The organism is Brevundimonas sp. EYE_349 (genome assembly GCF_023147505.1).
In the GTDB taxonomy this organism is placed as follows: domain Bacteria; phylum Pseudomonadota; class Alphaproteobacteria; order Caulobacterales; family Caulobacteraceae; genus Brevundimonas.
This window is the reverse complement of record NZ_JAHXPB010000002.1, coordinates 75,346-87,093: the sequence shown is the minus strand read 5'-3', so window position 1 is coordinate 87,093 and position 11,748 is coordinate 75,346. Positions and strand designations below refer to the sequence as shown.

Genomic DNA, 11,748 nt, shown 5'->3' with positions numbered 1-11,748 from the left:
GATGCAGGGCGCGCTGCTGCAGGAGCGGTCTGGGAGCGCGGAAGCGATCATCAAGGACACCCTGCGCCGCGGGCCCGAGATCAGCGTCGCCTCAAGCGATGGCCGGTGGCGGTTCAGCCGTTGGCGCCAGTTCCTGGGCAGCTATGCGCTTCCGGCCCTTCCCGATCCCCTTTTCGTGGTTCAGCTGGCCGGTAAGGCCGACGTGCGCACGTGGGTGAGGGACGGCTGGAGCGAGGCGACGTCCTTCCCGGGCGCCGCGACCATCGTGCCGGCCACCATGCCCACGCGGTGGCTGGTGGACGGCGAACTGGACTGCATCACCTTGTCGGTCGATTCTCACGGGCTGGAAGCGGCGTCGGTCCTGGACCAGTTCGCCAACTTCCGCTTCGCCTTCGCCGATCCCTTGGGCAGCGCCCTGGCGCGGCAGATTTCGACCGAACTGTATCAGCCGGCGTCCGGCGCCCGCGACGCCTATGTCTCGGCCCTGATCGACGCGCTGAAGGCGCACATGCTGCGCGGCGCGGCGACGGCGCCGGCCAGCGCCCTGCCGACCTCGGCCTTCTCCTCCTATCGCATCCATCACATCATGAATGCGGTCAGCGAGCATCCGGAGGCGGAATACAGCGTCGAGGAGATGGCCGCCCGGTCCGGCCTGACGCCATCGCATTTCTGCCGCGTCTTCAAGAAGGCCACGGGAACCAGCCCGCACCAGTATGTTCTGAAGGCGCGACTTGATCGGGCGCAGCGCATGCTGGCCGAATCCGACACCTCCATGAAGGTCATCGCGGATCTGCTGGGTTTCACCAGCCAGAGCCACTTCAACCGGGCCTTCAAGACGCACCTGGGCGAGACCCCGACGAGTTTCCGCGCCCGGCGCCAGGGGGCGAAGATGGCGTAGCGCGCGCCACGTCAGGATCAGCCGCCGCCGGCGGCCCGTCGTCAGAACCGTGAACGAGATCGCCCCGAGGCCCACCCGCCCCGGAATGCGAACCCGTGCGCGTGCCAAATCAAACAAAACAATCAAGGGAGGACATAGAATGAAGCTCAAGAAACATATTCTCACGGCGGCCAGCGCGCTGGCCCTGACTTGCGCGACAGGCGCGGCATGGGCGCAGACCAGCCCACAGCCGACCGCCCAGCCCCAGCAGGGCGAGGAAGCGACGGTCGTCGACGAAATCGTCGTCACCGGTTCGCGACTGCGCGACGAGTCGGTGCAGGAGACGCCGATCGCGGTTTCCGTGGTCAACGCCCAGATGATCCAGGATCTGCACGCGCCGGACGTTCGCGCCCTGTCCAGCACGGTTCCCAATCTGCAGATTTCGCAGAACCCGACCGCCAGCGGCACCCCGCTGATCTTCCTGCGGGGCTTTGGCGTGGTCGGCACCGAGGTCGCGACCGAGCCGGGTGTGGCCCTCTATGTCGATGGCGTCTACCAACCCACGGTGTCCGGCGCCCTGGCCGAACTGTTCGACACCGACCGGGTCGAGGTGTTGCGTGGTCCGCAATCCACCCTGCTGGGCAAGAACGCCAGCGCCGGCGCGCTTCTGCTGCAACGCATCCGTCCCAAGCCGGGCGCCGATCCCAGCACCAAGATTCAGGCGGAATACGGCAGTTACAACCTGGTTCAGACCCAGGCGCTGACGACCTTCCCCATCCTTCATGACGTGCTGGCCGGCAAGCTGTACGGCTATTATCGCAAACGCGACGGCTATATCGAGAACCGCTTCCCGGGCGGGGAGGACGGGGGCGCCGAGGATACCTGGACCGTGCGGGGCGCCGTGGTGTTCGAGCCGACGCCGGACTTCAACCTGTATGTGACCGCCGATTATTCGGCGCGCCATCCCACCCAGTCCGTCGGGCGCGTCGCCACGCCGGCCACCGCCTTCCCATGCGCGAACTGGGGGTATTGCACCACGGACCTGGACAAGCGCCGGGTGATGAACATCGACTACAATGATCGGCCTCGGGCGCGGGACCACAACATCACCGCTGACGCCGAATGGAGCCTGAACGGCGCCAAGCTCAGCGCGATCAGCGGCTATCGCCGGTATTCGCTGCTGAATGACGCGGATCTGGACATCACGCCGGTTCCGGTCTTCCACGTCAACGATCAGATCTTCCGGGTGAAGTCCTTCTCCCAGGAACTCCGGCTGTCGTCGGAAGAGAACGGAGGTCTGGACCTGGGCGGGCGTCTCGCCTGGCTGGTCGCCGCCTATTACAATCACAGCACCTCCGACCAGACCCAGCCGCAGTACACGCGCTTCAGCCCGGCGGCGGGGGTTTCCGTGTCCAACCAGGCCAGCCAAACGGTGCGGACCAGCTATGCGCTGTTCACCCACCTCGACTATGACGTCACCGACCGGCTGACGGCCTCGTTCGGGGCGCGCAAGTCCTGGGACGAGACCGAGCACAACTTCTCCCTGCGGGCGCCGGGGGCGGCGACGCCGGCCATGGACAACACCCAGAGCCGCAAGGACGACAACTTCTCGATCGAGGCCGGTCTGAACTATCAGATCGACGACACCAAGATGGTTTATGGCCGTTATTCCGAAGGCTATCGCGGCGGCGGCTTCATCGGTCTGGTCGGATCGCTGGCCCAGTCGGTGGGCGGATACGGGCCCGAGACCTCGACCTCCTGGGAAGTCGGCGCCAAGACCGAATTCTACGACCGACGCTGGCTGGTGAACCTGGCGATCTACGACACCAAGTTCGAGGATCTGCAGCGCAGCCAGACCGAGTCCACCGGCACCGGCTTCATCATGGTCACGCGCAACATCGCCGGCGCCCGCACCCGCGGCGTCGAGCTGGAGACCGTCGTCAAGCCGATGGACGGCCTGCAGCTTCGGGGATCGGTCGGCTATCTGGACGCCAAATACACCAACTATGTCGTCAATGGCGTCGACCTGAGCGGCACGCCCTTCTCGTTCGCGCCGGAATGGACGGCCAGCTTCATGCCGTCCTACACCTTCCCGATCGGTTCGCCCGGCGATCTGTTCGACAATGTTCGACTGCAGGCCAATGTGGCCTACGGATCGGAGCGTCTGGTCTCCAGCGTCAACGATCCGCTGTTCATGCAGAAGGCCTATACGACGGTGGACGCCCAGATCAATCTGAGCGGTGGTCAGGCGGCCGGTTACACCCTGTCCCTCTACGCCACCAATCTGTTCGACCAGGACTATCTGACCTATGCGTCGCGGATCGCCAGCATCTCGACCTTCCTGTTCGACAACCCCGGCCGTCTCTTCGGCGTGTCGCTGGAGGTGAAGTTCTAGTTCTCGCCGAGCGATTCGTCTTCCCGGGCGAAGTCTCAACGCCTTCAGGCCGCCGGAGCGATCCGGCGGCCCTTTGTTGTCGTTGGAGCGAGTCTTGAAAGGAGCGGCTTGGCGCGCTTCAGGCCTGAGCCGCGGCCGCGCGTCGGCGCAACAGCACCGCGCCTCTGAACAGGACGACGACCGCCAGCAGGATGGCCGGGATCAGCGCCGCGAGTCCGAAACGAAGCGACTCGGCGCCGAAACGCGGAGCCAGGGCGTCGCTGACCCACCCGACCAGGAACGGACCGCCGCTCAGGCCGATCAGATTGATCATCAGCAGCAGGATGGCGCCCGAAGTGCTGCGTTCGCTGGGATGGACAGCGTTCTGGATCACCGAAAGCGCAGGGGCCAGATACATGCTGAAGGTCAGGCCGGGGACGACGAAGAGCAGCAGGGCCAAGGTCCAGCTATGCGCTGTCAGGAAGCCGATGAAGAAGGGCAAGGTGATCAGCAGACCGATGGCGGGCATCAGCGCATAGGCGCCGGGATTGGTGCGCGCCCACCGGTCGGCGACCCAGCCGCTGAGGAAGATGCCCGTCGCCATGGCGACGCCGTTGACCAGACTGTACCACAGGGCGACCTCGGGCAGGGTCATGCCCAGGGTGCGGATCAGATAGGCTGGCGCCCAGGCCGTGGCCCCATAGCCGCAGAAGGCCGAAAGGCCGGCTGACAAGGCCGTGGACCGCAGCACCGGATTGGAGAAGAAGGCGCGAAGCGCGGTCGGCAGCGACGATGTGATCGACGCCTGTTTCAGCCGGTCCAGACCGCCCCGCAGCGGCTCGCGCACCGTGGTCACAAGAAGCACGGCCAGAACGATCCCGGGCGCCCCGGCCGCGAAGAAGGCGACGCGCCAGCCATAGGTATTGGCCACGAGGGCGCCGAACGCGGTCCCCAGCGTGATGCCCAGGGGGATGCCCAGCGAATAGAGGGACATGGCGTAGCCGCGATCCTGCGGGGGGAAATAGTCGGCGATGATGCTGTAGCTCGGCGGCGATCCGCCGGCCTCGCCTATGCCGACCCCGATCCGGGCGGCGGCCAGTTGCAGGAAGTTGCCCGCCAGACCGCAACACACGGTGAAGCCGCTCCAGATCGCGCAGGAGACGGCGATGATCCGCACCCGATTGTAGCGATCGGCCAGACGCGCGATGGGCAGGCCCAGCGTGGCGTAGAACAGGGCGAAGGCGACGCCGCTCAGCATGCCCAGTTGGGTGTCCGAGAGATGCAGGTCCTTGCCGATCGGCGCCACCAGAATGGCCATGATCTGGCGGTCGAGAAAGTTCACCGCATAGATCAGCACCAGGACCGCCACGACATAGTAGTGGTATGCGGTGCGTCGCGGGGCAGGATCGGCTGGCCGTTCGCCGATGGTGTCGTCCGTCATGGTGTTTCCCCGTGATGTGCGCCCTTTGGGCTGCTTTTTAAGCGTCGGCTGCGGCGATGAAGTTCGCCGGTCTGCGCTCGACGAAGGCGGCGATCCCCTCGCGACTCTCTGCGCCGCGTCCGGCATTTGCGATGGCGCGGGCCTCGGCCTCGAGGTGGCTCTCGAGCGATGCGCCATAGGCGTTCAGCAGAAGCTCCCGCGTGCGACCCCAGGCCTGGACGCCGCCGCGCGACAGGGTGTCGGTCAGAATGGCGGCCTGGGCCGAGAGCGTCGTCGGGCCGGCCGGCGCCTGGCCCGACTCGTCGGGATCGCACAACCGCGTCACCAGCCCCAGGTCCGCCGCCTGCGTGGCGGTCAGGGTGGGATCGGTGAGCATCAGCTCCTGCGCCCGGCGCAGGCCGATCAGACGGGGCAGCAGCCAGGTCGATCCGCCATCGGGCGACAGTCCCAACTTGCCGTAGGCCAGGGTGAAGCTGGCCTCGCGCGAGGCCAGGGCGACATCCCCCAGCAGCGCCAGACTGAACCCGGCCCCGGCCGCCGGTCCGTTGACGACGGTGACCAGCGGCTTCTGCATCCGCGCCAGGCGCGAGATGGCCGAGTGCAGGTAGCTGGTCAGTTCCTTCAGCAGATGCGGAATGCGCTCGCCGGCCGAGGAGAACAGCTTGACGTCCCCGCCGACGCAAAACATCCGCCCGGCGCCAGTCAGGACCACGCAGCGGACGGCGGGATCCTCGTCGCAGGCGATCGCGGCCTCCATCAGCGCCTTGGCCATCGGGACATCGATGGCGTTGCCCGCCTTGGGACGATTGAAAACGAGCCGAACGATGGGCCCGTCCCGTTCGACCAGCAGAGGCGGCGCCTCGGTCGGGGCGGCGGTCATGGGCGGGCCCCTTGGGCTTGCTGGACGGCGATGGCGGAGAAGACGGGCAGGGTGGCGATCATGTCCTGCGCATGGGCCGAAGACGCGGTGCCGCGAGCGATCCGCGCCTTGATGCCATGGAAGATCGCCGCCAGCCGGAACAGGTTGAAGGCGACGTAGAAGTCCAGATCCGGCGCCGATTCCAGACCGCGCGCGCGCCGATAGCGATCCACATAGTCCGCCTCGGTCGGCAGATTCAGCGCCTCCAGGTCCGCACCCACCAGACCCGTCAGCATGGTCGGCGGTATGCGGTACATCATCATATTGTAGGCGAAGTCGGCGATGGGCTGGCCGATGGTGGACAACTCCCAATCCAGCACCGCGACGATGCGCGGTTCGGTGGGATGGAAGATCATGTTGTCGATGCGGAAATCGCCATGGACGATGGATGGCGCGCCGTCCGCCGGCATATGCGCGGGCAACCAGTCGATCAGGGCTTCAAGGTTCTTTTCCTCGCCCGCTTCGGGCAGATCGGCCTGATACTGCCGCGTCCAGCGCCTGACCTGACGCGCCACATAACCGTCCGGGCGGCCGTAGTCTTCCAGACCGATGGCGCGATAGTCGATGTCGTGAAGGCGGGCCAGAGTCTCGGCCATGGCGTCGAAATAGGCGGGCCGCTCGGCGGCCGGGACGTCGGGAAGGGTGGCGTCCCAGAAGATGCGCCCCTCGACCAGATCCATCACATAGAAGGCCGTGCCGATGATGGCCGGATCCTCGCACAGCCCATGCACATGGGGGACCGGAAAGTCGACCGTGGCCAGCGCCGTCAGGATGCGGGCCTCGCGGTCGATGGCGTGGGCGCCGTCCGCCAACTGGCCTGGCGGCTTGCGGCGCAGGACATAGTTGCGACGCGGCGTCGACAATCGATAGGTCGGATTGGACTGGCCGCCCTTGAACTGGTGCACAGTCAAGGGGCCTTCGAAGTCGGGAATGGTCTGCGCCATCCAGCCGGCGAGGGCGCTCTCGTCGAAACGGTGGCGGTCTCCGACTTCGGTGAAGCCCGCGTTGGGGTTTTCGGCCTCGGTCATGCGGCGGCTCCTTCAGCCTCGGCCTGAGCGCGGGCTTGCCTCTTGATGGCCTTGGCCAGGCTCCATTTGTGGACCTCGGTCGGCCCGTCGTAGATGCGGAAGGCGCGCAACTCCTTATAGACCTGGGCCACGATCGTATCATCGGTCACGCCGGTTCCGCCCATGACCTGAACGCAACGATCCGCGACGGCGTAGAGGCCCTCCGACACCGCCACCTTGGCCATGGAGCTTTCGACGGTGCCAAGCACGCCGGTGTCCAGCACGCCGGCGCACCAGTCGATCATCAGTTCGGCCTGCTTCAGGGCGATCTGGTTTTCGGCCAGCATGAAGCCGACGCCCTCGTGGTCGATCAGGGGCTTGCCGAAGGCATGCCGCCTGACGGCGTAGGCTGTCGCGATCTCATGGGCGCGCGTGCAGGCTCCCAGCCAGCGCATGCAATGCGACAGACGCGCCGGCGCCAGCCGGACCTGGGCATATTTGAACCCCTCGCCGCTGTGGCCCAGCATCTGATCGGCAGGGACCCGCAGGTTGTCGATCATCACTACGGCGTGGCCGCCCGGCATGGAGGTGTCGAGGGTATCAAGAATGCGCTCGATCCTTATCGCCGGGTCCGGCAGATCGACCAGGAACATGCAGGCGCCGTCCTCGGACTTGGCCATGACGATGCCGACATCGGCGCCGCCGGCCCCGGTGATGAAGGCCTTCCGGCCGTTGATGACCCAGTGATTGCCATCCAGCCGACAGGTTGTCTTCATCATCGAGGGGTCGGAGCCGGCCCCGCCGTCCTCGGCGGGTTCGGTCATGAAGAAGGCCGAGCGGGCCTGGCCCGCGATCAGCGGCCTCAGAAAGCGCGCCTTGATCTCTGGAGAGCCGACCTTGCCGATCAGGAACATATTGCCCTCGTCGGGCGCGGCGACGTTGACGGCGACCGGGCCAAGCGGCGACAGGCCAGACGCCCGCAGCACGACAGCGGTTTCTCGCTGAGTCAGGTGCGAGCCGTCGGAGCGGATGTGAGGGGTGAGCACGCCCGCCTGCCTGGCCAGGGCGCGCAGTTCGTCGACCAGTGCATCGGAAGGGCCGTGGGCCGAGCATCGGGGGTCGGCCTCGAAGGGCGCGACGACGTCGCGAACGAAGGTTTCGACGCGGGCGGCGATGCCGCGCGCTTCATCCGAAATCAGGGTCAAGACGCGACATCCTTTGCGTAATAGTCTTCACGGATCAGGCGTTTGAGCAGCTTGCCCGTGGGTTCGCGCGGCAGGGACCGGCGAAAATCGATCTGGCGCGGGGTCTTGACCCCGCCAAGCTGTTCCCGGGCGATCCGGGTCAGAGCTTCGGCCAGGGCTGGTCCGGCATCGGCCCAATCCGTGGGCTGAACCACGGCGACGACCCGTTCGCCCATTTCGTCGTCCGGCGCGCCGATGACGGCGACGTCGGCGACGGCCGGATGAACGATCAGCAGGTTCTCGATCTCCTGCGGGTAGATGTTCACCCCGCCCGAAATGATCATGAAGCCCTTGCGGTCGGTCAAAAACAGATAGCCGTCCTCGTCCAGCCGGCCGATGTCGCCCAGCGTCGCCCAGCCCTGGGGGCTATGGGCCTTCGCCGTCTTGTCTGGATCGTTGTGATAGGCGAACGCCGGACCGTCCGAGAAATAGACCTCGCCCACCGCGCCGACAGATTGCTCGCGATAGGCGTCGTCGAGGATCCGCACCCTGCCCAGGACGGCGCGTCCGACCGACCCCGGCTTGGCCAGCCATTCCTGGGCGGACAGGGCGGTGATGCCGCAGGTCTCGGTGCCGGAATAGTATTCGTGGACGATGGGGCCCCACCAGTCGATCATCGCCTGTTTGACCGGCACGGGGCAGGGCGCCGCCGCATGAACGGCCGCCGTCATGCTGGAGGTGTCGTAACGCGCGCGGACAGCATCGGGCAGTTTCAGCAGCCGGACGAAATGGGTGGGAACCCAGGTGCTGGCCGTGATGCGGTGCTTTTCGATCAGGGCCAGGGCCTGTTCGGCGTCGAACCGGCTCATGATGACAACCGTCCCGCCGAACCGATGCACCGTCATGGCCCACCGCAACGGCGCCGCATGATAGAGCGGCGAGGTCGAGAGATAGAGGGTGTCGGCGTTCATGCCGTAGAGGTCGCGGCCCATGGTCATCAAGGGCGTAGGCGCGTCCAAGGGACCGTCGGGCAGCGTCGGACGCACCCCCTTGGGGCGGCCGGTGGTGCCGGACGAATAGAGCATGTCCGTTCCGGGCTGAGGGTCTTCCAGAGGATCGGCGGAAAATGCGGATCGGGCGTCGCTCCAGGCCCTCAGTCCGCCTTGACCGGTGATGGAATAGGCGGCGACATCCAGCCCCTCCGTCGCCTGCTTAAGTTCCCCCGCAAGAGCGTCAGAGGCGATGACAAGACGCGCATCCGAATCGCGCAGAATGTAGGCCAGATCGCCGACGCTGCTCTTGGTCGACAGGCTGGTCAGGAAGACGCCGATCCGCTGCGCGGCCCAGGCGATCCGAAACGTCTCGAACCCGTTTTCCAGGATGACCGCGACCACGTCGCCGCGCTTCAGGCCCAGGTCTCGCATCAGCCGGGCGCCCTGGTTGGCCGAGGCCTCCATCTCGGCATAGGTCATGACCTCGTCTGTCTCGGCGAGTATGCAGGCGGCCTTGTCGGGGACGCGCCGGGCATGACCCAGCGGGTGTGTGGCCTCCGCCATGAATTGAATCCTCCTACGAACGAGTCTCGCGCCGAACGCATCCGGGCTGCTCGATAATCTTGTTGGGGTGATGCGAGCCGCAGTCGGAGCCGCGAAGCAAGGGCGCCGCAAGAATCGTCAAATCTTGCAGCAAGCCGGGGCAAAGCCTTCGACCGGGATCGGACGTAGCCTGACACTCAACGACAACGCTGAAATGCGGCGATCCCCCTGGAGGAATGAGAATGCGGCCCCAATCCCGTCCCTGCGCGACCCGATCGAACCCCGGCCACAGACGCCCGAAAACGACCGCCGGGCGCGCCTTCTAGCCGTTCGTACGCTGCGCGCTGCGCCGCCCATTCTTTCCAAGTCGAACCCTTTATCCGGACGCCCCGCGCCCGCCGTCACCTGCCGAGAAGGACCACCCCCATGAACATCGCCGGACACGCCGCCATCGTCACAGGGGGCGCCTCGGGTCTGGGCGGCGCAACCGCCGCCCGTCTCGCCAAGGCCGGAGCCAAGGTCACGATCCTGGACCGCAATCCCGATCTGTCGGCGGAGACGGCTGATCGGATCGGAGGACGTTTCGCGGTCGTGGACGTCGCCGACGAAACCGCGGTCGCCGACGCCCTGGCCGAGGCCGAAGGCGTGTATGGCAAGGCCCGCATCCTGGTGAACTGCGCCGGGATCGGCCCGCCCGCCAAGGTCATCGGCCGCGACGGCAAGGCCATTCCGCTGGCGGATTTCGTCAAGATCATCACCGTCAACCTGATCGGCAGCTTCAACGTCCTGTCCAAGTTCGCCGAGCGTCTGCATGACGCGGAGCCGGTCGGCGAGGAGCGTGGCGTAATCGTCAACACCGCCAGCGTCGCGGCGTTCGACGGCCAGATCGGCCAGGCCGCCTATGCGGCGTCCAAGGCGGCGATCGCCGGCATGACGCTGCCCGTCGCGCGCGAGTTCGCCCGCTACGGCATTCGGGTGACGACCATTGCGCCCGGCCTGTTCCTGACGCCGCTGCTCGCCACCCTGCCGCAGGAAGCCCAGGACTCGCTCGGCCAGCAGGTGCCGTTCCCCGCCCGTCTGGGCGACCCCGACGAATACGCTCAACTGGTCGAGGCCATCGTCACCAACCCCATGCTCAACGGCGAGACCATTCGTCTCGACGGCGCCATCCGCATGGCGCCGCGCTGAACCGCTGGAAAGGACAAGGTCCATGGCTGAAGCCTATATCGTCGAAAGCTTGCGCACGGCCGGCGGCCGTCGCAACGGTCGCGTCTCCGGTTGGCATCCCGCCGACCTTGGTGCGGAAATCCTCAATGCGCTCGTCGACCGTTCGGGCGTCGATCCGGCGGCGATCGAGGACGTCATCATGGGCTGCGTGACCCAGGCGGGCGAGCAGTCGTTCGCCTTCGGCCGCAATGCGGTGCTGGCCTCGCGCCTGCCCGAATCGGTTCCCGCCGTGACCATCGACCGTCAGTGCGGTTCGTCCCAGCAGGCCGTTCAGTTCGCCGCGCAGGCCATCCTCAGCGGCTCGCAGGATGTGGTCGTCGCGGCGGGGGTGGAGAGCATGAGCCGCGTGCCGATGTTCACCAACCTGTCGTTCCACGAGGAGAAGGGCGTCGGCGAAGGGCCGTTGAGCGCCAGGCTGAAGGCCAAATACGGTCGCGACGTCTTCAGCCAGTTCGAAGGGGCCGAGATGATCGCCCGCAAATACGCCTTCGACCGCGAAGCGCTGGACGCTTACGCCCTGCAAAGCCATCGCCGGGCCGCCGCCGCCACAGAGGCCGGCGCCTTCGACGCCGAGATCGTGCCGCTGGAAATCCAGACGCCCGACGGCCCCGCGATGCACACCAAGGACGAGGGCGTTCGCTACGATGCGACCATGGACAGCATTGGCTCGGTGAAGACCTTGGTCGAAGGCGGGGTGGTCACGGCCGCCAACGCCAGCCAGATCTGCGACGGCGCCTCGGGCATGCTGATCGTCTCGGAAGCGGCGCTGAAGCGTTACGGCCTGACGCCGATCGGTCGCATCCACAGCTTCGCCGTCACCGCCGGCGATCCGGTCATCATGCTCGAAGAACCCATTCCCGCCACCCAGCGCGCCTTGAAGCGAGCCGGGATGCGCATCCAGGATATCGACCTCTATGAGGTCAACGAGGCGTTCGCGCCCGTACCTCTGGCGTGGCTTCAAGCGCTGGACGCCGACCCAGACCGACTGAACGTCAATGGCGGGGCCATCGCCCTGGGCCATCCGCTTGGCGCGTCAGGCACGAAGCTGATGGCGACCCTGGTCCACGCCCTGCGCGCGCGGGGCAAGCGATACGGCCTTCAGACCATGTGCGAGGGCGGCGGCGTCGCCAATGTGACGATCGTGGAAGCGTTGTGATGATCGGCGGTCGTGTGCAGGGAGGCGA

General features: G+C 66.6%; 9 protein-coding genes. 4 read left to right on the top strand and 5 right to left on the bottom strand.

Annotated features, from left to right (window positions below; all coding sequences use genetic code 11):
* Window position 1: 1 nt before the first annotated feature.
* Together KZX42_RS04165 and KZX42_RS04160 are read left to right on the top strand one after the other, a co-directional pair.
* Entirely contained in the window at window positions 2-898 is an 897-nt protein-coding gene (locus tag KZX42_RS04165; RefSeq protein WP_248117400.1) for an AraC family transcriptional regulator, read from the top strand.
* A 139-nt stretch (window positions 899-1,037) separates the two neighbouring features.
* Window positions 1,038-3,272: a TonB-dependent receptor gene (locus tag KZX42_RS04160; RefSeq protein WP_248117398.1), complete on the top strand. Its 2,235-nt coding sequence runs from the start codon at window positions 1,038-1,040 to the stop codon at window positions 3,270-3,272.
* 118 nt (window positions 3,273-3,390) lie between these two features.
* On the opposite strand, the gene KZX42_RS04155 is transcribed toward KZX42_RS04160, so the two are convergent.
* The 5 genes from KZX42_RS04155 to KZX42_RS04135 are packed head-to-tail and all read right to left on the bottom strand — an operon-like array spanning window position 3,391 to window position 9,358.
* A complete protein-coding gene (locus KZX42_RS04155) occupies window positions 3,391-4,692 on the bottom strand; it encodes an MFS transporter (RefSeq protein ID WP_248117396.1) in 1,302 nt (433 codons plus the stop codon).
* A 37-nt stretch (window positions 4,693-4,729) separates the two neighbouring features.
* Window positions 4,730-5,572 carry an enoyl-CoA hydratase-related protein gene (locus tag KZX42_RS04150; RefSeq protein ID WP_248117394.1) on the bottom strand — a complete coding sequence of 281 codons (843 nt, stop codon included), beginning with the start codon at window positions 5,570-5,572 and terminating at the stop codon, window positions 4,730-4,732.
* Window positions 5,569-6,639 (bottom strand): phosphotransferase family protein, encoded by a 1,071-nt coding sequence (locus KZX42_RS04145; protein ID WP_248117392.1) that lies wholly within the window; start codon window positions 6,637-6,639, stop codon window positions 5,569-5,571. The genes KZX42_RS04150 and KZX42_RS04145 overlap by 4 nt, the downstream gene beginning before the upstream one ends.
* A complete protein-coding gene (locus KZX42_RS04140) occupies window positions 6,636-7,823 on the bottom strand; it encodes an acyl-CoA dehydrogenase family protein (RefSeq protein ID WP_248117390.1) in 1,188 nt (395 codons plus the stop codon). Before KZX42_RS04140 ends, KZX42_RS04145 begins: the two co-directional genes overlap by 4 nt.
* Window positions 7,820-9,358 (bottom strand): acyl-CoA synthetase, encoded by a 1,539-nt coding sequence (locus KZX42_RS04135; RefSeq protein ID WP_248117388.1) that lies wholly within the window; start codon window positions 9,356-9,358, stop codon window positions 7,820-7,822. Before KZX42_RS04135 ends, KZX42_RS04140 begins: the two co-directional genes overlap by 4 nt.
* A 405-nt stretch (window positions 9,359-9,763) precedes the next feature.
* Between KZX42_RS04135 and KZX42_RS04130 the strand changes: the two genes are divergently transcribed.
* Window positions 9,764-10,525, top strand: a complete 762-nt coding sequence (locus KZX42_RS04130) for an SDR family NAD(P)-dependent oxidoreductase (RefSeq protein ID WP_248117386.1) — start codon at window positions 9,764-9,766, stop codon at window positions 10,523-10,525.
* A gap of 22 nt (window positions 10,526-10,547) precedes the next feature.
* Entirely contained in the window at window positions 10,548-11,720 is a 1,173-nt protein-coding gene (locus KZX42_RS04125; protein WP_248117384.1) for an acetyl-CoA C-acetyltransferase, read from the top strand.
* The last annotated feature ends 28 nt before the right edge of the window (window positions 11,721-11,748 follow it).